Genomic DNA, 19,630 nt, shown 5'->3' with positions numbered 1-19,630 from the left:
TGTCGGCTTCTGCGCCCCCTGATTCCGGAGCCCGCAATGCCGAACAAAGGACTGCTTCTGGCCCTCGCACTCACACTGCCCCTGACCCTGCTCAGTGCCTGCGATTCTTCTGAACCCCCTGCCACGGTGACCCCCGCCGCGCCTGCCGCACAACAGCCGCAGGTGCCTGCGCCTGCGGTCGACCGCGACGCGCTGGCCAAGCGCTATGCCGGCCGCGAGCTAGAGGTGGTGGACGTTTCCGAAGTGCAGCTCGACGGTGCCAGCGCGCTGTCGGTGACCTTCTCCATCCCGCTGGACCCCGACCAGTCCTTCGCCGAGCGCCTGCATCTGGTCGACAGCAAGACCGGTAAGGTCGACGGCGCCTGGGAACTGACCGACAACATCAGCGAGTTGCGCCTGCGCCATCTGGAGCCGCAGCGCAAACTGGTGCTGACCATCGATGCCGGCCTGAAGTCGATCAATGGTGGCAAGCTCGCTGCCGAACATGTCAGTCGCTTCGAAACCCGCGACCTGCAGGCCAGCGTCGGTTTCGCCAGCCGTGGTTCGCTGCTGCCGACACGGCTGGCTGAAGGCCTGCCAGTGATCGCGCTGAACGTCGACAAGGTCAACGTCGAGTTCTTCCGCATCAAGCCCGAGGCGTTGCCGCGTTTCCTGTCCCGCTGGGGACGTTCCAGCAATCTGGATACCTGGGAGGCGCGCGAACTGTTGCCGATGGCCGATCTGGTCTATGGCGGGCGCTTCGACCTCAACCCGGCGCGAAACACCCGCGAAACCCTGCTGCTGCCCATCGCCGGCCTGGAGCCGTTCAAGCAGCCGGGCGTGTACCTGGCGGTGATGCGTGAGGCCGGCAGCTACAGCTACTCGCAACCGGCGACGCTGTTTTCCCTGAGCGATATCGGCCTGTCCGCGCACCGCTATCGCGATCGTCTCGACGTGTTCACCCAGGCGCTGGAAGGGGGCAAGGCGCAGTCCGGCGTGCAGCTCGAGCTGCTCGACGGTGAAGGTGCCCTGCTCGCCGAAGGCAAGACCGATTCGGCTGGCCATGCGCAACTGCCGTTGCCAGCCAAGGCCCAGGTGCTGCTAGCCAAGCAGGACGAGCAGACCAGCCTGCTGCGCCTGAACACGCCGGCGCTGGATCTGGCCGAATTCGACATCACCGGCCCGAAAGCGCATGCCCTGCAGTTCTTCGTGTTCGGCCCGCGCGATCTGTATCGCCCCGGCGAGACCGTGCTGCTCAATGGCCTGTTGCGTGATGCTGACGGCAGCCCGGTCAAGGCTCAGCCGGTCAGCGTCGAGGTGCGCCGCCCGGATGAGCAGATCAGCCGCAAGTTCGTCTGGAACGCTGGCGATGACGGCCTCTATCAGTATCAGCTGCCGCTTGCCGAAGAGGCGCCGACCGGCCGCTGGCAGTTGCTGCTGGACCTGGGCGACGGCAACCCGCAGCTCTACGAATTCCTCGTCGAGGACTTCCTCCCCGAGCGCCTGGCCCTGGAGCTCAAGGGCCAGGAGCAGCCCTACGCGCCGGGCGACAGTGCCGAATTTGCGGTGACCGGGCGTTACCTCTACGGTGCGCCGGCCGCTGGCAACCGCCTGACCGGGCAGCTTTACGTGCGCCCGCTGCGTGAAGCGGTGGCCGGCCTGCCGGGCTATCAGTTCGGCGACATCACCGAGGCCGACCTGAGCCAGGACCAGGAGCTCGACGAGGTCAATCTCGACGACCAGGGTCGCGCCGTGCTGCGTCCGGAAAACCGCTGGAGCGACGCCAGGTCGCCGCTGCGTCTGATCCTTCAGGCCAGCCTGCAGGAGTCCGGTGGCCGTCCGATCACCCGGCGTATCATCCAGCCGGTATGGCCGGCCGAGCGTCTGCCAGGTCTGCGCGGGCTGTTCGAGGGCGAGGAGGTCGATGCCGACAGCCTGGCCGAGTTCGAAATCCTGGTGGCCGATGCCGCCGGTAACAAGCTGGCCGCCGACAACCTCAACGTGCGCCTGGTGCGCGAGCGTCGCGACTACTTCTGGAGCTTCTCCGACGGTGAAGGCTGGCGTCACAACTACAACGAGAAATTCCTCACCCTCAGCGACGAGCCGCTGAAGATCGCCGCTGGCGGCACCGCCAAGGTCAGCTTCCCGGTGGAGTGGGGCCCGTACCGTGTCGAGGTGGTGGACAACCAGACCGGCCTGGTCAGCAGCCTGCGTTTCTGGGCCGGCTACCGCTGGCAGGACAACGCCGATGGCGGTGCGGTACGCCCGGACCAGGTCAAGCTGGCGCTGGACAAACCAGCCTACGCTGCTGGCGACGTGGCCAAGATCACCGTCACCCCGCCGGCGGCCGGCAACGGCTACCTGCTGGTCGAGTCCAGCGAGGGACCGCTGTGGTGGCAGGAGATCAGCGTGCCGGCCGAAGGCAAGACCTTCGAGCTGCCCATTGATGAAAAATGGGCGCGTCACGATCTCTACCTCAGTGCACTGGTCATTCGCCCCGGCGAGCGCAAGGCGCAGGTCACGCCGAAGCGTGCCGTTGGCCTGCTGCACCTGCCCCTGGAGCGCGCCCCGCGCAAGCTGGCGCTGAGCCTGGACGCGCCGGAAAAGATGCGTCCGAAGCAGCCGCTGAAGGTCAAGGTCAGCGCGCGTAACGCCGACGGCAGCATTCCCGAGAAGGTGCATGTACTGGTCGCTGCGGTGGATGTGGGCATTCTCAACATCACCAGCTACGCCACGCCCGATCCTTTCGCCAATTTCTTCGGGCGCAAGGCCTATGGGGCCGACCAACTGGATATCTACGGTCAACTGATCGAGGCTCAGGGGCGTGTCGCCAGCCTGGCCTTCGGCGGTGACGCCGGCCTCGCTGCCGGTGGCAAACGCCCGGATACCAGCGTGCTGATCGTCGCGCTGCAGAGCGATGCACTGAAGCTGAACGACAAGGGCGAGGGCGAAGTCAGCCTGGATATCCCCGACTTCAACGGTGAGCTGCGTCTGATGGCGCAGGCCTGGACCGACGAGCGCTTCGGCATGGCCGAGGCCAAGACAGTGGTCGCAGCGCCGCTGATCGCCGAGCTGTCGATGCCGCGTTTCCTCGCCGGTGGCGACGAAACCACCCTGGCACTGGATCTGACCAACCTGTCCGGCAGCGAGCAGAAGCTCGACGTGCAACTCGGCGTTGAAGGTCAGCTGCGCCTGCTCGGCAAGGGGGAATCACCGATCAGCCTGAAAGATGGCGAACGCACCACCTTGCGAATTCCGGTGCGTGCCGAAGGCGGTCTGGGGCAAGGCCGTATTCATGTCGAGGTGCAGGGCCTGGCGTTGCCGGATGAGACGCTGGGTGATTTCAGCCGCGAGTGGACGCTGGGGATTCGCCCGGCTTATCCGGCGCAACTGCAACACTTCCGTGCGGTTCTCGGCGAAGGCGAGCCCTGGAGCATGCCGGCTGGCACCCTCAACCAGTTCGAGCCTGCCGGGCTGGAGGCCGTGCTGGCCCTGTCGAGCCGGCCGCCGCTGAACCTCGGTGAGCAGATTCGTGCGCTCAAGGCCTATCCCTACGGTTGCCTGGAGCAGACCACCAGTGGCCTGTACCCGTCGCTTTACGCCGACGCCGCGAGTCTGAAACGCCTGGGGCTGGAAGGCGAGCCGGATGAGCAGCGACGCAAGAGCATCGAGCTGGGCATCGAGCGCCTGCTCGGCATGCAGCGTCACAACGGTGGTTTTGGCTTGTGGAGCGCCGAGAGCGAAGAGGAATACTGGCTGACTGCCTATGTCACCGACTTCCTCCTGCGTGCCCGTGAGCAAGGCTTCGGCGTGCCGCCAGAGGCACTGAAGAAGGCCACCGATCGCCTGCTGCGCTACCTGCAGCAGAGCAGCCTGATCGAGGCCAGTTACAGCCAGGACTTCGCCCATACCCGTTTCGCCGTGCAGGCCTACGCCGGCTACGTTCTGGCGCGCAGCCAGCAGGCGCCGCTGGGTGCGTTGCGCAGTCTGTTCGACCGTCGCAGCGAAGCGCGTTCCGGCCTGCCGCTGGTGCATCTGGCGGCTGCGCTGAAACTGATGGGCGATGCGCCGCGTGCCGAGCAGGCGTTGAATCAGGGGTTGATCCAGCCGCGCGATGGCGAACGCTGGATGGCCGACTATGGCAGCCCGCTACGTGACCAGGCACTGATCCTCGCCCTGCTGGAAGAGCACGACCTGGCCGCCGGTCAGCGCGAGCAGCGTCTGTTCAACCTGGCGGATGAACTGGCCGGCCAGCGCTGGCTGTCAACCCAGGAGCGCAACTCGCTGTTCCTCGCCGGCCGCGGCATTCTCGGCAAACCCGAGCAGGCCTGGAGCGCCAAACTGGCCAGTGGTGCCTTCCAATTCGACCTGAGCAACCAGCAGCCGGGTATCAAGCTGGAGCGTGGCGAACTGGCCGAACCGCTGAGCGTGAGCAATGCCGGCAGTGCCACGTTGTATCAGCAACTGACCCTGTCCGGTTACCCGAGTCAGACGCCGCGCGCCGGTGGCGAGAACCTCAGCATCGAGCGCGAATACCTCGGCATGGATGGCCGCCCGCTCGATCTACAGCGCCTGGACAGCGGCGAGCTGGTGCTGGTGCACCTGGCAGTGCGCGCCAGACAGCGCGTGCCGGATGCGCTGGTCGTCGACCTGCTGCCGGCCGGCCTGGAGCTGGAGAACCAGAACCTGGCACAAAGCGCAGCGAGCCTCGATGACGCCGGCAGCAATGTCAAAGAATGGCGTCGTTCCATGCAGAATGCGCGGATCAAGCATCAGGAGTATCGCGGTGATCGCTACGTGGCAGCGGTGGATGTGGAAGGCTACGGCACCACCCATCTGCTCTACCTGGCCCGCGCGGTGACGCCTGGCAGCTATCGCGTGCCGCCACCGCAGGTCGAGTCCATGTACCGGCCGAGCTGGCAGGCGCTGGGCAGTGCGCCGGATAGTCTGGTGGTGAGGGGGCGCTAAAAGCGACCCTCTCCCCAACCCTCTCCCATGAATGGGAGAGGGGGCTGATCGTGAACAGCTTCGGCCGCGCGCCGAACCGCTCCCCTCTCCCGCTTGTCGGGGGCACGCCCAGTGGAAAGGGGTTGGGAGAGAGGGCAGAACGGTTCAAGGAGGAACCATGACCTTACTCGACAACGCCAAACGCCTTCGCCATGAGATGACTGATGCCGAGCAACGGCTCTGGTATTACCTGCGTGCTCACCGCTTCCTAGGCCTGAAGTTCAAACGGCAGAAACCCATTGGTCCCTATATCGTCGATTTCATCTGCACCGAATGCTGGCTGGTCATCGAACTGGACGGTGGCCAACACCAGCAGCAGACCGAATACGACCAGCAACGTGAGCATTATCTGGAGAGTCGAGGCTATCGTGTGCTGCGTTTCTGGAATCATCAGGTGCTGGCCGAAACGGAGGCGGTACTTGAACAGATTCGTCTTGAAATTGGCGAGCAAGATGGTCTATGAGCTTCGCCGTAAATCTTGGCATAACACTGATCCGCTCCCCTCTCCCATTTATGGGAGAGGGGCTGGGGGAGAGGGTCTTGCATGCCCCGCCTAACCCGCCGTTGGCTCCTTATCCTCTTGCTTCCGCTATTCCTGCTTTGGCTCGCCGACCAACTGTTCCCGTTGCCCCTGCCCGAGGACGATCTGGCGCGGGTGGTGCTGGCCGAGGACGGCACGCCGCTGTGGCGCTTCGCCGATCGTGACGGTGTATGGCGTTATCCGGTGACGCCGGACGCAGTTTCGCCCTATTACCTGGAGGCGTTGCTGACCTACGAGGATCGCTGGTTTCGCCAGCACCCCGGGGTGAATCCGCTGGCGCTGGCACGGGCGGCCTGGCAGAACCTCACCGGCGGGCGCGTGGTGTCCGGCGGCAGTACGCTGTCGATGCAGGTGGCACGTCTGCTCGACCCGCATGGCCGTGACCTGCCCGGCAAGCTCAAGCAACTCTGGCGCACGGCGCAGCTGGAGTGGTACCTGTCCAAGGATGAAATCCTCACCCTGTATCTGAACCGCGCGCCCTTCGGTGGCACCCTCGAGGGCGTCGCGGCGGCGAGCTGGAGTTACCTGGGCAAACCACCAGGTCAGCTCACGCGTGCCGATGCCGCGCTGCTCGCGGTGCTGCCGCAGGCGCCCAGCCGCTTGCGCCCGGACCGCCATCCCGAACGCGCCCAGGCAGCGCGTGACAAGGTGCTGCGGCGTCTGGGCGAATTTCAGGTGTGGCCACAGGCCCAGGTGGATGAGGCGCTGGAGGAACCGGTGTTTCTCGCGCCGCGCCGTGAGCCGAGTCTGGCGCCGTTGTTGGCGCGGCGATTGAATCGCGCCGGCAGTCCGCCGCTGATCCACACCACCCTCGATGCCGGCCTGCAGCTGCGTCTGGAGGATCTGCTGCTGGGCTGGCGGGCACGTCTGCCGGAGCGCACCTCGGCGGCGATCCTGGTCGTGGAACACGAGAGCATGGCTGTGCGCGCCTATCTCGGCTCGGTGGATATCGCCGACACCTCGCGCTTCGGTCATGTCGACATGGTGCGCGCCCTGCGTTCGCCCGGTTCGACGCTCAAACCCTTCCTCTACGGCATGGCCCTGGATGCCGGGCTGATCCACTCCGAGTCGCTGCTGCAGGACGTGCCCCGGCACTACGGCGACTACCGGCCCGGCAACTTCGCTACCGGCTTCATCGGCCCGGTGTCGGCCAGCGAGGCGCTGGCCACCTCGCTCAACCTGCCTGCCGTGCAGTTGCTCGAAGCCTACGGACCGAAGCGCTTTGCCGGCGAATTGCGCAGTGCCGGTGTGCCGATCCGCCTGCCGGCGCTGGCCGAGCCGAACCTGGCGCTGATTCTCGGTGGCGGCGGTTCGCGCCTGGAGTCGCTGGTGGCGGGTTACAGTGCCTTCGCGCGCGGCGGCATGGCGGCCAGACCTCGCCTGCAACCAGATGATCAACTGCGCGAGCGGCGCCTGCTGTCGCCCGGCTCGGCCTGGATCATCAGGCGCATTCTCAGCGGCCAGGCACGCCCGGATCGCGACCCGCGCGCCTACCTGGCGCAACGGCCGACCCTGGCCTGGAAGACCGGCACCAGCTACGGCTTTCGCGATGCCTGGGCCATCGGCGTTGGTCCGCGTCATCTGATCGGCATCTGGATCGGTCGCCCGGACGGCACCCCGGTGCCCGGCCAGTTCGGCCTGGCTTCCGCTGCCCCGCTGCTGCTGCAGGTGCATGATCTGCTGGTCAATCGTGACAGCCAGCGCGGCATCGCTGCGCCGGCCGATCCACAGCCAGCCGAGGTTGGCGTGGCCGCCATCTGTTGGCCGCTGGGGCAGCCGATGAGCAAGGATGATCCCAACTGCCGGCGCCTGCGCTTTGCCTGGACGCTCGAAGGCACCACGCCACCCACGCTGCTGGCCGCTGATCAGCCGTTGGGCAGCGGCCTGCGCGAGCGCTATTGGTTGAATGCCGATGGGCGTCGCGTTGGTCCGGGCTGCCCGGGGGGCGAGGTGCGTGAACTGGCCTTGTGGCCGGCGCCATTGGAGCCCTGGCTACCGCGTCGTGAACAACGCACGGCACGTTTGCCTAGTGTCGATCCGAGCTGCCCGCCACCGCGCAGTAGCCAGGTGGCGCCGCTGTCCATCGTCGGCGTGCGCGATGGTGATCGTCTGCGTCGCCCGCAGGGCATGCATGAGCCGCTGCGGCTCAGCCTTTCAGCGCTGGGGGGAAGTGGCCGGCGCTGGTGGTTCCTCGATGGCCGGCCGCTGGGTGACACAGCGCTGGATGCACCTTTCAATCACGCCTTCGACAGCGGCAGGCATCAACTGAGCGTGCTCGACGAGGGTGGCCAGACCGCTCGTCTGGAATTCAACGTAGGGCCGTAAAGCACGCCGCTGGCGCCGACCGCTCTGGCCTGCGCCCTGATCATCACTGCACATGATCTCGCCTGGAGCGAATAAAGCTCTGTCGTGAGCCGCCGATATGAAACCTGGCGGTAATCGATTTGCAATTTGTGTACATTTTTGTATCCAATTGCTCGGGCGAGCTCAAGAATAATAACCGGGAGAAGCCTCCATGCGCCTCTGGCAACGCAGTATTCAGTGGCAGTTGATCCTCAGCATGGGCGCTGCCCTGCTGGCCAGCATTCTGATCGTCGTCGGCATCTACTCGGCGGTGGTCAATCGCCTGACTGAACGCTACCTGATCGAAGAAGCGCTGCCAGCGCGGGTGCTGGCGATCCGCAACGACCTGGAGCGGGTGCTGACTGCGCCCATTACCGCCAACGCCTCGATTGCCGAGAACAGCCTGGTGCAGGATTGGCTGGCTGCTGGCGAGGATGCCACCCGGCGTGACGAATTCGCGCGCTATCTGGAGGGCGTGCGCGCTCAGCAGAACGCCATGACCACCTCCATCGTCGCCCTGGCCAGTGGCAACTACACCACCGGTGAAGGGCTGATGCGCACCCTGGACCGCAGTCAGGCGGAGAACCAGTGGTTCTATCGCCTGGTCGACAGCGACCGTGACCGAGTGCTGGAAATCGACATCGACAAGACCACGCGGCTGCCCACGCTGTTCATCAATCAGCGCATCAAGCGTGGCGGCAAGACGCTCGGCGTCTCGGGGCTGGGCTATAACCTGGCGGACATGTCGAAGATGATCAGCGAGTTCCGTTTCGGCGAGCGCGGCCAGGTGTTTCTCATCGACAGCCAGGGCAGCGTCAAGGTCCACCCGCGTTCGCAGCTGAGCGGCAGTGGCAAGCTCGCCGAACTCTTCGGCGCCGACGCCAGCCGTCAGGTGCTTGCAGGCGACAACCGGGCGGTACGGTTCGAGCGCGATGGCGAGATCTTTCTCGCCGTGGCGCAGAAGTTCGCCAGTATCGACTGGCTGCTGGTCAGCGAGGTACCTGAGGCCGAAGTCTACGCCGAGGCTCGGCAGGCGCTGCTGATGACCAGCCTGATTGGTGTGGCTGTTGCACTGTTGTTCCTGGGGCTTGTGGTGCTGCTGGCTCGCGGTCTGGTGCGGCCGATCCGTCAGGTGACCCAGGCACTGGTGGAAATCGGTGGTGGCGGTGGTGACCTGACGCGCCGCCTGGATGAGTCGCGGGCCGATGAGCTGGGCGATCTGGCCCGTGGCTTCAACCGCTTTCTCGCCAGTCAGCGCGACCTGATCGGCGATGTGCTGGCCACCAGCGAGCGGCTGCGTACCGCAGTCGGCCAGGTGGCGCGGGTAGTGGAGAACACCGCAGGGCGTACCGGCCAGCAGCAGGAAATGACCGACATGGTGGCCACCGCCGTACACGAGATGGGCCTGACCGTGCAGGAGATCGCGCGCAACGCCAGTAACGCTGCGCAGTCCTCGCACAGCGCACGCGACGAGGCGCAGAGCGCGCGCCAGGAGGTAGGCCAGTCCATCGCCCATATCGAGCGAATGTCCGCCGATATTGGCAGCGCGGCGGGTGCGGTCGCTGAGCTGGCAGAGCAGGTCGCTTCCATCGATCAGGTGCTGGCGGTGATTCGCGGTATCTCCGAACAGACCAACCTGCTGGCGCTCAACGCCGCCATCGAGGCGGCACGCGCCGGGGAGATGGGGCGCGGCTTCGCTGTGGTGGCTGACGAAGTGCGCACGCTGGCAAGCCGTACTCAGGCGTCGACCGACGAGATCCAGCAGATGATTCAACGCCTCAAGCAGGGCGCGGAAACGGCCGTCAGCTCCATGCACGCGGGGCAAGCGGCCACCGGCACCGGCGTCGAGGCGAGTCAGCGCACCGGGCAGTCTCTCGGCGCCATCACCGAGCAGGTCGAGCGCATCAGTGACATGAACACCCAGGTGGCTGCGGCGACCGAAGAACAGAGCTCGGTGACCGAGGAGATCAACCGCAACGTGCAGGGCATCGCCGATCTGGCGCACGCCACCACTGGTGAGGTGCGCGCCTGCCGCGAGGATTGCCAGACCCTGAGCCGCCTGGCGGATGACCTGGCCGGGCAGATGGGCAAGTTCCGCCTCTAGTCGGGATGCAGCCTCGGTGGGGGGCGCCGTGTGCACCGCTTATCGCCGCAGACTTGCTGGTGCGTGCGGCGCATCCCGCCCAAGCCCCGCACGATCCAGCGGAGCCTCAGTGATCGGCCGTAACCAGGCGGTTGCGGCCCTCGCGTTTGGCGCGGTAGAGCGCACCGTCGACGCGTCTGAAGAAGGCGTCGGCGTCGCCGTCATGACTGCTGCTGAAGCAGCCGACGCCCTGACTGGTGGTCAGCTCCAGGCGCTGACCGGCCAGCAGCAGGCCTTCCGTTGCCAGTTCCTGACGAAATTGCTCGGCCAGATCCCACGCCTGGGCCAGGGTGGTGCCCGGCAGCAGTACGCCGAATTCTTCGCCACCCAGGCGCAGCAGGGCATCGGCATCACGGCGAAACACCTTGCGCATGCGTTCGGCGAATGCGCTCAGGCAAGCATCGCCACCGGCGTGGCCGTGTTCATCGTTGACCTTCTTGAAAAAGTCGATATCCATCAGCACCAGCGACAGCGGCTCGCCCTGGCGCACCGCATTGGCTACCAGGCTGGGGAACAGGTTGTTGAACTGATAGCGGTTGCCCAGCTGAGTCAGGCTGTCGGTGCGGCTGAGCAGATCGAGCTGACTCTGCTGCTCCAGCAGCTTCAGCTCCAGGTCGAGGGTCGCCCGGTATTCACGGTGATTGCGGCCCAACACCAGAATCAGATAGCCGAGGTAGAAGGTCAGGGTGATCAGCATCGCGTGCTGGTGTTGCCAATTCAGCGCCATCACCGCCAGGCCCGGCAGGTAGAGCAGGGCCAGGGCCAGCAGGGCGCGGCCACGGCGCATGGCGAAGTTGAAGGTCATCGCCGTACCGAAGGCCACCGTGGCGAGGGTGGCGATCATTTCCGAGTCGTTGTAGGCGTCGCTGTATAGCGCCAGCGCGTGAGCCTGCCCCCAGCACAAGGCGGTCAGAAGGATCAGCCCCCAGTGATGATCGAGCCAACGTTGCAGTTGCTCAGGGTGGTGGATTCCATCAGGACGGTGCAGCAGGCGTGCAGCCAATAGTACGGCGAACACCGTGCAGCCCAGCACACCGCTTGGAATCAGGCTGCCAGGATCGGCACTGAACACCCAGGTCAGCAGCCAGGCAAGCAGGTAGAAGACTCCTCCCAGACGCGTGCGGATGCGGGTGTCATCCACTTCACGCCACAGGGCGAAGGTATTGGGTTGGCGCGGTAATTCAGCGTCGGTCATTTTTGTGATCACAGAATGCTCTCGCGTGAGCATAGCGCTTTTTGCTTGCAGCAAGGGTGTCGATTGGCCAGCATCCTGCGCCGTTCAGTCCTCAACACCTTATTACCTTTGCCGCCTGCCTGCGGCGAACCCGCCGCTCTGCAGGCAGTCAGAGCCCAGGATTCGTTGTCTCGAACGACTGCAACAAATCCGCCGCACACTGCACCATCCACCTTCATGCGAGCGCTACGCGATGATGTCCGCAGCCAAGGGGATGCTTGGAAAGCTTCCTGTTCTGAGTCCATGGAAATGGGCGTTGCTGCTGGGGGCCGTGCTGGCTGCCTACCAGATGAAAGCGATGCACCTGGACGACCGTCTCTATTTCTGGATCACGACGTCCTGGCATCAGGATGACTGGGCGCACCGCAGCCTGTGGCTGCCGGAGTATCGGGTCGAGGTCGATGCCAAACCGGTCGTTGGCGTTGCCGATAATTTCTCTGGTCTCAGCTACGACGACGACCGCCATCAGATCTGGGCCGTGCTCAACAACCCGGAGCAACTGTTGAGGCTGAGCCTCGATGGCGAGGTCCTGGGCCGCTATCCGCTGCATGGCTTTCAGGATATCGAGGGGGTGACCTACCTCGGTGATGACCTGCTGCTTCTGGCCGAGGAGCGCAAGCAAGCATTGGTTGCGGTGCCTGTGCCGCACAGTGAGGGGACCTTGCAGCGTGCCGATTATCGTGCACTGACCCTTGGTATCGATCTGGGTGGCAACCAGGGCTTTGAAGGGCTCGGCTACGATCGGGCTGGCGACCGTTTGTTCGTCGTCAAGGAACACTCACCGCGCAAGCTCTACGAGATTCGCGGTCTCAAACGCAGTCTGGAGGGCGAGTTCGGCCTTGAAGTGATCGATCGTCAGGACTGGATAGACCACCGGATATTCGCGAGCGATCTGTCGTCCGTACATTTCGATGAGCGCACCGGCCATCTAGTGTTGCTGAGCGATGAATCGCGCTTGCTCATCGAGTTGGGCAACGATGGGCGACTGATCAGCTTCCGTTCCCTGCTTCGGGGCTTCGCAGGCTTGCATGGCAGTGTGCCGCAGGCCGAAGGTGTCACCTTCGATGCACAGGGAAATCTTTACCTGGCCAGCGAACCCAATCTCTTCTACCGGCTGCAACGCCAATGAGGTTTCACCCCCGGCGGATCAGCCAGATGCCGGCAACGATCAGCAGCAAGCCCGCCACCTTGCCAAAGGTGATGGGCGCTTCGCGGAAACCTGCCCAGCCGAAGTGATCGAGGGTAATGGCCATGGCCAATTGCCCGGCGATCACCAGCACCATAAACAGCAGTGCCCCGACCCGTGGCCCGGCGAAGGCCGCCGTGGCGATGAAGAAGGCGCCGAGCAGGCCGCCACTCCAGTGCCACCAGGTCAATTCCTTGAGTGCGCCGAAACCAGGCATCTCGCGCTGGCTCAGGGTCATCAGCAACAACGCCAGGCTGCCTACAGCGAAGGAGATCAGCGCTGCGGCGAAGACGCTGGAAAGCTGGCGGGCGAGTTGGCCGTTGATGCCGGCCTGCAGAGGCAGCACAGCGCCGGCGATGAAGGGCAAGGCCAGCAGCCAGCCGCTGATCTGATTCATGGGTAACTCCAGAGAGAGCAATGGGGTGAAGATAGGGGGCTACTGCAGGGCTTTTTCCAGCTGCACCAGGGCCACGCGGCTGCCATCCGGCGCGCGGCGTTCGACGATGCCGACGGTCTGGTAGCCGAGGCGGGTGTAGAGCAGCAGGCCGACAGTGTTGGCGTTGAAGCACGACACCTTCATCAGCGGTGCCTTGTAGCGCTCGCGGGCGATTTGTTCCATCACTTCTACCAGGTGCTGAGCCACCCCCTGGCTTCGCGCCCAGGGCGCCACCATCAAGTTGCCCAGGGCGCAGAACTCGCCGTGCTGCCATTGGTAGAAGTTGGCGAAGCCGGCGATTTTTCCATCCAGTTCCACCACCGTGCTTTCACGCCGCTCGGCGATGGCTGCAGCGAGCTGGCCGACGTTCAGCGGCCAGATGGCCTTGGGGTAGCAGAAGAACAGTTCATCGACGGTCTGCGGGAAGCCGACCACGTCACCGAGGTCGGTGGCCGCGGCCGGACGGTGTTGCAAGTGTGCGTTCAAACGGGGTGGTCCTTGTTCAGCGCGGTGGATACTGCGAGAGCACCTGGGTGACGGTTTCGCGGATCGCGCGTTCGCGCTCGGCGGGCGTTGGCGGCTGGCTGCGCATTAGCTGCTCACCGCTACCGCGCCACACCAGTTTTCCGTCCTTGGCGTCGTACAGGTCGATCTGCAGGGTCGCGACCTTATAGTCCACGCGGCGCGTTTCGGTGAAGGCCGGGCCGCCCCAGTAGCCCCCCCAATAACCACCCCAGCCACCACCGTACTGGGTGGTGATCTGATCCTGGCGCTCGTCGACGATCAGCACGCTCTGTACTTTCAGATCACCCTGGCCATCGGCGGCCTGGCGCAGGCCGCGCTGGTCGAGTTGTTCGGCAACGGCCTGGCTGATGCGTGCCTCGGTGATATCGCTCTTCAGGCGAACGTCGTCGGGCTGATAAGTGAGTTTCTCATCCATCCAGCTCCAACTACGGTAGGCGCCGAAGTCGCGGCTGGGGTCGAAGTCGCGCTCCAGGCTGACGCTGGCGCAGCCACTCAGCAGCAGGGCAGCGATCAGGTAGGGCAGGTTACGCATGATGCTCTCCGGGGCAGTCGATCAATAGGGGGGATAGCCGTCCAGCGCACTGCGGATCGCCGCGCGCATGGCGTCGGCCTGCGCCGCCTGGTCCTTGCCGGCGACGGCTTCGCCGCTACCGGACCAGACCACCTGGCGGTCGCGTGGGTCGATCAGTTCGATGCGCACCACGGCCACTTTCTGCTCGTACGTGCGCACGATGGGTACGCCGCCGTAGGCACCGTAGTGGCGATCCCAGTGGCTGCCGGTGCCATAGTAGCCACCGACGTTGTCCTGATACTGGCGCAGGCGGGTTTCCTGGCTGATACGGGCGTTGACCAGCACGTCGCCCGGGCCGTTGAGTGCCGGGCGCAGGCCGTACTGGTCGAGGCCGGCACTGATGCTGTCAGCCAGTTGATCACCGCCAGGCGCACGGCCATCGAGCCAACTCCAGCTACGGTAGCGGCCGTAGTCGCGTGGCGCAGCGGGATAGGCGCTGCGGTCGAAGGTCGTGGCCGCGCCAGGCGGTGCCGGCGGCATCGGCAGCGATTCGGCCTGGTAAGGATTCTGGCTCTGGCAGGCGACCAGCAGCGGCAGGATGAGTATGGCTATGGCGGTGCGCATGGTCGTCTCCGTAGTCGCGCGCGACATCCCCGGTGGCTTCAGGCTACGCCGGACTGTCGGCTTCGTCCAACGCGTGCGCCACGGTTTCAGCGTGGTCGGCAGATCCAGTGCAGGTAGCGACCGAGCCCCTCGAAGCTGGGGTGGCGGCGGTGCGCCAGTTCCATTTCCAGCAGGTCGATCAGTTCGGCCTTGGCCTGGAATTGCTGCGGCATGTAATCGTGGAATACGCGCACGCCGCTACGGCTTTCGACCTGCCAGTGGGCGACGAGTTGCGTGGCCAGCTCGCGTGGGTCTACCGGTCGTTGCGGTGTCAGGCTTTGTTTCTCACCGGCGAAGTGTTCCTTGCGCAGCTTGCGAAAATGGCCCTTGAGCAGGTTGCGGTAGATCAGCGCGTCCTTGTTATAGAAGGCCAGCGACAGCCAGCCATTCCTTGCAGTCAGCTGGTGCAACACCGGCAGGATGGCCGCTGGTTCGGACAGCCACTCCAGAACGGCGTGACATAGCACCAGATCGAAGGGCTCTTGCAGCTGGCCGAGCAGTTCCTGCCAGGGCGCTTGAATGAACGTGGCGTTCTGTCCGGCTTCGGCGAAGCGCTGGCGTGCACCTTCGAGCATGGGCTCGGCGGGTTCGGCCAGGGTGACCTGGTGACCACGCTGGGCCAGCCACAGACTCATGTGGCCCAGGCCGGCGCCGACGTCCAGCACCCGCAGCGGGCGATCCGGCAGCGTCTCGGCCAGGTCGGCCTGCAGCACAGCGAGGCGAACGGCACCCTTGGCGCCGCCGTAGATCTTCTCGGCGAAGCGGGTGGCGAGCTCGTCGAAGTGGCGGTCGCTCATTTGAGGAAGCGCCGTTCGTTGTCGGCGAGCTTGTCGAGCACTACCTGGTTCATGTCGAGGCCCAGCTCACTGCACAGTTGCAGAAGGTAGAGCAGCACGTCGGCCACTTCCTGGCCGGCATGGGCGAGCTGATCGGCAGACAATTGACGAGATTGCTCCTCGCTCAGCCACTGGAATATTTCCACCAGCTCGGCCATCTCCACGCTAGCGGCCATGACCAGGTTCTTCGGGCTTTGGTAACGACGCCAGTCGTTGTGATCGCGAATGGCGTGCATGCGGGCGGTGAGTTCGGCGAGGTTCATGGTGCGGCTCCGTTCGAGCCGCATAGCTTCGGCTCGAACGGAGGCGACCGCAAGTCGTTGGTGGGAAGACGTCGGCAGAGCAGCGACTTTTGTGGGAGCGAGCTCATCGCCCTTAGCCGGATGCAATCCGGGGCGGATGTTCTCGATATCAGCTCCCGGATAACATCGGGCTACGTCAGACAGTCAGCGGCTGCCAACTCCCGGCCATGTGCGCGATGTCGCCCTCGCCGATCAGGCGGAACTGGCCGCTGGCGGCAGACTCGCTGGCCTGCAGGGCAACGTGGGTGGGCAGCAGCACGGGTTTCTGGAAGCGTACCTCCACCTCGTAGCCGGTCTGCGGCAGGTGCGCGTGCAGCGCTGACAGGCTGCGCGCCTTGTTCCACAGGCCATGGGCGATTGCGCGAGGGAAGCCGAACAGACGTGCCGTCACGGCGAACAGGTGGATCGGGTTGTAGTCGCCGGCCACGCGCGCATAGCGCCGGCCAGTGTCGGCGGGTGCGGCCCAATCGGCCAGTGGCGACAGCTCCAGCGGCTGCTGTTCGACATTTGGCTGCGCTTGCCCTTCGAGGCGCAGGGCGCGGCAGAGGATGCGGCTATCACCTTCCCAGAGCAGGCCGAGTTGGTCTTCCAGTCGGGTGATCAGGCTGAAGGTGGCGCCCTTGTCGTGGGGTTGCAAATCGGCGATCTGCACGCTGATCTGGAACGGGCCCAGCCCACCCAGCGGACGCAACACGCGGATACGATTCTGCAGATGCACAAGGCCCAGGAGCGGGAAGGGAAAGCGGCGGTCGGTGAGCAACTTCATCTGCAGGCCGAAAGCGAGCACGTGCGGATAGACAGGTGGCAGGTATGGGCTGTCTGCGATGGCGCAGACCTGGCGATAGCGCGCCAGGTGCTTCGGGTCCACCTCCACGCGGCAGCGCAGACCGATGTTGGGCAGTTGGCGGCCAGTCACCTTGCGGCGTAGGGCGGCGCGCAGGAACAGACCAGGCAGGGCCGGTGGTGTATCGAGGTCGAGCCAGTCGATGGCCATTGGCGGACTCCTTGGCGAATGAGTGACAGCAGCTTAACCCTCAGACCCACGCTGGCATTGGCTGTTCTGCCCAGCGTGTGCGCAGGCTAGCCAATCCGTCTGCGACGTGGTTTGCGCGCGGCGGCTCGCTGCCCCTAAGATGGCGCCGTTCACGAGTAATGCTCACCAATAAGAAGAACAGCAGGAATCATGCGTGACCTGACCGACGATGTGGCGCTGATGCGCCCGGTAATCGATGCTCTGCGTGCCAGCGGAACCGATCCTGACCGTGTGCTGGTGCGTGTTGGCCTGCCTCCTGGCGGGCTGCCGGCTGGCCGTTTTCCCCATGCGGCCCAGGCAGCGTTCTGGAAAGCCGCCAGCGAAGAGTGCGACGAGGAGCATGTGGGGCTGTACCTGGCCCAGCATCTGCCTGCTTTCCATGGCCTGCTTCTGGAATACCTTTTTCTCTCCAGCGAAACCTTTGGCGCGGGCCTGCGCCATGCGCTGCGCTACGTGCGCCTGCTCTCCGACACCCTCAACGCGCGTTTGCATGTTGACGGTGATATGGCCGTGCTGACGCTGGGCCTGGAAGCCGATACGCCGCGCCATTTTCCGGAGATGTTGGCGGGAGCGGTGATCCGTCTGTTCACTGCCTTGACCGAAAACGATTTTCGCCCGCGTGAAGTGCGCTTCATGCATCTCGAGGGTGCACCTGCAGAGCGCTACCTGGCGGTTTATGGTTGCCCGGTGCGCCTCGGCGCCGAGGACTGCGCATTGCTGTTCGACGCCGCGGTGCTGGACAAGGTCTCGCGCCACGCTGCGCCGGAATTGTTGCGTATGCACGAGTCGCTGGCGCGGCGGCAATTGGCGGAAGTGGAGAGGCTGGACCTGGTGCGTCAGGTGCGAGAACTGATCGCCGAGTTGTTGGTCGATGGTGGCGCCACCCTGGAGCAGGTAGCGGCGCGCTTGAACATGCCGGCGCGGCGCCTGCGCGAGCGCCTGGCCATGGCCGGTGTGCGCTTCAACGATCTGATCACAGATTACCGCTGCCGCCTGGCCAAGGAGCTGTTGCTGAAGACCGACGAGCGCATCGAAGTGATAGTCGAGCGTACCGGCTTCTCCGAGCCGAGCACCTTCTACCGCGCGTTCAAGCGCTGGGTCGGGGAAACACCGGTGGAGTTTCGCAAGCGCGGCAAGGTGTGAAGTCGTAGGGTGCGTCGTTCGCACCATACACCCACGGGATAAAGGTGATGGCCTCGGTGCGCGCGGCGCACCCTACATGAATCGCCCTGGCAGTAGGGGGGGCCGGGCGGCGATCCGCTTCAGCCCACCAGCCCAACGGTCTCAGGCACCGAGCAGGCTCTGCCCGCACACGCGCAGCACCTGTGCGGTCACTGCGCCCGAGCCCGGTTGGGCGAACCAGGCCACGGCTTCGGCGACGTCCTGCGGCAGGCCGCCCTGACTCATCGAATTCATCCGTCGGCCTGCTTCGCGGATGCCCAGCGGAATGGCGGCGGTCATCTGGGTTTCGATGAAACCGGGGGCCACCGCGTTGATGCTGATGCCTTTCTTCGCCAGGGCCGGTGCCCAGGCCTGAGCCAGGCCGATCACGCCAGCCTTGCTCACCGCGTAGTTGGTCTGGCCCATGTTGCCGGCGATGCCGCTGATCGAGGCGATCAGCACCACGCGGCCGTTGTCATGCAGTTTGTCGGCGTCCAGCAGCGCCTGGGTCAGCACCTGCGGCGCCTTGAGGTTGACGTCGATTACCGAGTTCCAGAACGCGTCGCTCATTTTCGCCAGGGTCTTGTCGCGGGTGATGCCGGCGTTGTGCACGACGATGTCGAGGCCGTCGGGCAACGCCTCGACCAGACGCTGTGGCGCATCGTCGGCGCAGATATCCAGAGTCACCGCGCGCCCGCCCAGGCGCGCCGCCAGCGCCTGTAGCGCATCGGCAGCCTGTGGCACATCGAGCAGTACGACCTCGGCGCCGTCACGGGCGAGAACTTCGGCAATGGAAGCACCGATACCACGTGAGGCGCCGGTGACCAGCGCCTTCTTGCCAGCCAATGGGCGTGTCCAGTCCTTGACCTGTTCGCCGCAGGCACCGAGACGCAGTACCTGACCGGAGACGTAGGCGCTTTTCGGCGAGAGGAAGAAGCGCAGCGCGCCTTCCAGTTGCTGCTCGCCACCCTTGCCGATATAGAGCAACTGCACGCTGCCACCGCGACGGATTTCCTTGCCCAGCGAGCGGGTAAAACCTTCCAGTGAACGCTGCACGCTGGCGGCGACCGGGTCTTTGAGTGATTCGGGCGCACGCCCCAGCACCACTACGCGAGGGCTATTGGCCAACCCCTTGAAGGTGGGCTGGAAGAAATCGCGCAGCTCGATCAGTTGCTCGAAACGGGTCAGGTGGCTGGCGTCGAATACCAGTGCCTTGAGTTTGGGGCCGTGCTCGGCAGTCCAGCGTGGCAGATCGAACTGGCCGTCGCGAGCTGAGAACAATTGATCGGTGAGCTTGTTGGCGAAGGGCATCACGGCCTGGAGCAGTTCGCCTTCAGCACCGAGCAGCAGTGCGCCGTCTACCGGTCGCACGCGGCCAGCCATCCAGCGTTCCAGGCGCACAGGCGCCGGCAGGCCGAGGGCGCCAACCAGGCGGCGGCCGGTGGAGGAGTTGGCGAAAGCGAGGTAACGATCGGACATGAAGGGCTCCTGCGGGCGAATCGAAAGTCGTGTCACTGTACGCGGCAGTCGGCCAAGCGCAATTGACTCTGTTGCCTCACATGCCGGCAAGGCGGCCAATGTTCGCACCTGTTTGAGGTTTAGCCTGTGCGGTCAGAAGGCTACAGTGTCAGAACCTGTTCACGATCTGCTGCGCGTCGGCCCTACTGCGTTAAAAACAGCCTGGAGCGCCAGCCCGGTCGGAAGCCGCTTGCGGCTAACGCGCTTAAGCG

15 protein-coding genes and 1 pseudogene are annotated in these 19,630 nt (G+C 65.0%); 7 read left to right on the top strand and 9 right to left on the bottom strand.

All coding sequences use genetic code 11. The features are described 5' to 3' along the window. Positions 1–36 precede the first annotated feature (36 nt). The 5 genes and pseudogenes from H3221_RS01940 to H3221_RS25725 all read left to right on the top strand — a co-directional run bounded on the left by H3221_RS01940 (position 37) and on the right by H3221_RS25725 (position 9,974). Positions 37–4,947, top strand: coding sequence for an alpha-2-macroglobulin family protein (locus tag H3221_RS01940; protein WP_196473844.1), 4,911 nt, complete (start codon positions 37–39; stop codon positions 4,945–4,947). Between the two features lie 157 nt (positions 4,948–5,104). Beyond that, complete coding sequence (locus tag H3221_RS01935; RefSeq protein WP_196473843.1) at positions 5,105–5,449, top strand: endonuclease domain-containing protein; 345 nt, start codon at positions 5,105–5,107, stop codon at positions 5,447–5,449. A gap of 81 nt (positions 5,450–5,530) precedes the next feature. Continuing rightward, on the top strand, positions 5,531–7,852 hold the full coding sequence (pbpC, locus tag H3221_RS01930; protein ID WP_196473842.1) for a peptidoglycan glycosyltransferase PbpC: 2,322 nt from the start codon (positions 5,531–5,533) through the stop codon (positions 7,850–7,852). A gap of 190 nt (positions 7,853–8,042) precedes the next feature. Then, a pseudogene (locus tag H3221_RS25730) lies at positions 8,043–9,110 on the top strand (HAMP domain-containing protein); the annotation flags it as partial. A gap of 126 nt (positions 9,111–9,236) precedes the next feature. Next, on the top strand, positions 9,237–9,974 hold the full coding sequence (locus H3221_RS25725) for a methyl-accepting chemotaxis protein (protein WP_397427949.1): 738 nt from the start codon (positions 9,237–9,239) through the stop codon (positions 9,972–9,974). Between the two features lie 106 nt (positions 9,975–10,080). Here H3221_RS25725 and H3221_RS01920 read toward each other — a convergent pair whose 3' ends face one another. Beyond that, positions 10,081–11,208, bottom strand: coding sequence for a GGDEF domain-containing protein (locus H3221_RS01920; RefSeq protein WP_196473840.1), 1,128 nt, complete (start codon positions 11,206–11,208; stop codon positions 10,081–10,083). 232 nt (positions 11,209–11,440) lie between these two features. Between H3221_RS01920 and H3221_RS01915 the strand changes: the two genes are divergently transcribed. Then, on the top strand, positions 11,441–12,376 hold the full coding sequence (locus H3221_RS01915; RefSeq protein WP_196473927.1) for an SdiA-regulated domain-containing protein: 936 nt from the start codon (positions 11,441–11,443) through the stop codon (positions 12,374–12,376). A 4-nt stretch (positions 12,377–12,380) separates the two neighbouring features. On the opposite strand, the gene H3221_RS01910 is transcribed toward H3221_RS01915, so the two are convergent. The 7 genes from H3221_RS01910 to H3221_RS01880 form a co-directional block, all read right to left on the bottom strand. After that, a complete protein-coding gene (locus H3221_RS01910; RefSeq protein ID WP_160019317.1) occupies positions 12,381–12,830 on the bottom strand; it encodes a DMT family transporter in 450 nt (149 codons plus the stop codon). Positions 12,831–12,869: 39 nt separating this feature from the next. Then, positions 12,870–13,355, bottom strand: a complete 486-nt coding sequence (locus H3221_RS01905) for a GNAT family N-acetyltransferase (protein WP_196473839.1) — start codon at positions 13,353–13,355, stop codon at positions 12,870–12,872. 16 nt (positions 13,356–13,371) lie between these two features. Then, positions 13,372–13,929: a DUF4136 domain-containing protein gene (locus H3221_RS01900; RefSeq protein ID WP_397427948.1), complete on the bottom strand. Its 558-nt coding sequence runs from the start codon at positions 13,927–13,929 to the stop codon at positions 13,372–13,374. An 18-nt stretch (positions 13,930–13,947) separates the two neighbouring features. After that, positions 13,948–14,529, bottom strand: coding sequence for a DUF4136 domain-containing protein (locus tag H3221_RS01895; RefSeq protein WP_196473837.1), 582 nt, complete (start codon positions 14,527–14,529; stop codon positions 13,948–13,950). A gap of 86 nt (positions 14,530–14,615) precedes the next feature. Further along, a complete protein-coding gene (locus tag H3221_RS01890; RefSeq protein ID WP_196473836.1) occupies positions 14,616–15,365 on the bottom strand; it encodes a methyltransferase domain-containing protein in 750 nt (249 codons plus the stop codon). Continuing rightward, a complete protein-coding gene (locus H3221_RS01885; RefSeq protein WP_196473835.1) occupies positions 15,362–15,667 on the bottom strand; it encodes a nucleotide pyrophosphohydrolase in 306 nt (101 codons plus the stop codon). Before H3221_RS01885 ends, H3221_RS01890 begins: the two co-directional genes overlap by 4 nt. A 175-nt stretch (positions 15,668–15,842) precedes the next feature. Beyond that, entirely contained in the window at positions 15,843–16,700 is an 858-nt protein-coding gene (locus H3221_RS01880; RefSeq protein ID WP_196473834.1) for a MaoC family dehydratase, read from the bottom strand. A gap of 189 nt (positions 16,701–16,889) precedes the next feature. On the opposite strand from H3221_RS01880, the gene H3221_RS01875 reads away from it, so the two are divergent. Continuing rightward, complete coding sequence (locus H3221_RS01875) at positions 16,890–17,882, top strand: AraC family transcriptional regulator (protein WP_196473833.1); 993 nt, start codon at positions 16,890–16,892, stop codon at positions 17,880–17,882. 141 nt (positions 17,883–18,023) lie between these two features. Here H3221_RS01875 and H3221_RS01870 read toward each other — a convergent pair whose 3' ends face one another. Beyond that, positions 18,024–19,379 carry a 3-oxoacyl-ACP reductase gene (locus tag H3221_RS01870; RefSeq protein ID WP_196473832.1) on the bottom strand — a complete coding sequence of 452 codons (1,356 nt, stop codon included), beginning with the start codon at positions 19,377–19,379 and terminating at the stop codon, positions 18,024–18,026. Positions 19,380–19,630: the final 251 nt, after the last annotated feature.

Origin of the sequence: Pseudomonas chaetocerotis, from assembly GCF_015712105.2 — a bacterium.
In the GTDB taxonomy this organism is placed as follows: domain Bacteria; phylum Pseudomonadota; class Gammaproteobacteria; order Pseudomonadales; family Pseudomonadaceae; genus Aquipseudomonas; species Aquipseudomonas chaetocerotis.
The sequence above is the reverse complement of the archived record's forward strand: the minus strand, read 5'-3'. Positions and strand labels throughout refer to the sequence as shown.

Excerpts from the sequence above, each read along its gene's own strand:
- H3221_RS01940 (WP_196473844.1), top strand. The coding sequence starts at position 37 with ATGCCGAACAAAGGACTGCTTCTGGCCCTCGCACTCACACTGCCCCTG.
- H3221_RS01935 (WP_196473843.1), top strand. The coding sequence starts at position 5,105 with ATGACCTTACTCGACAACGCCAAACGCCTTCGCCATGAGATGACTGAT.
- pbpC (WP_196473842.1), top strand. The coding sequence starts at position 5,531 with ATGCCCCGCCTAACCCGCCGTTGGCTCCTTATCCTCTTGCTTCCGCTA.
- H3221_RS25725 (WP_397427949.1), top strand. The coding sequence starts at position 9,237 with ATGACCGACATGGTGGCCACCGCCGTACACGAGATGGGCCTGACCGTG.
- H3221_RS01920 (WP_196473840.1), bottom strand. The coding sequence starts at position 11,208 with ATGACCGACGCTGAATTACCGCGCCAACCCAATACCTTCGCCCTGTGG.
- H3221_RS01915 (WP_196473927.1), top strand. The coding sequence starts at position 11,441 with ATGATGTCCGCAGCCAAGGGGATGCTTGGAAAGCTTCCTGTTCTGAGT.
- H3221_RS01910 (WP_160019317.1), bottom strand. The coding sequence starts at position 12,830 with ATGAATCAGATCAGCGGCTGGCTGCTGGCCTTGCCCTTCATCGCCGGC.
- H3221_RS01895 (WP_196473837.1), bottom strand. The coding sequence starts at position 14,529 with ATGCGCACCGCCATAGCCATACTCATCCTGCCGCTGCTGGTCGCCTGC.
- H3221_RS01890 (WP_196473836.1), bottom strand. The coding sequence starts at position 15,365 with ATGAGCGACCGCCACTTCGACGAGCTCGCCACCCGCTTCGCCGAGAAG.
- H3221_RS01885 (WP_196473835.1), bottom strand. The coding sequence starts at position 15,667 with ATGAACCTCGCCGAACTCACCGCCCGCATGCACGCCATTCGCGATCAC.
- H3221_RS01880 (WP_196473834.1), bottom strand. The coding sequence starts at position 16,700 with ATGGCCATCGACTGGCTCGACCTCGATACACCACCGGCCCTGCCTGGT.
- H3221_RS01875 (WP_196473833.1), top strand. The coding sequence starts at position 16,890 with ATGCGTGACCTGACCGACGATGTGGCGCTGATGCGCCCGGTAATCGAT.
- H3221_RS01870 (WP_196473832.1), bottom strand. The coding sequence starts at position 19,379 with ATGTCCGATCGTTACCTCGCTTTCGCCAACTCCTCCACCGGCCGCCGC.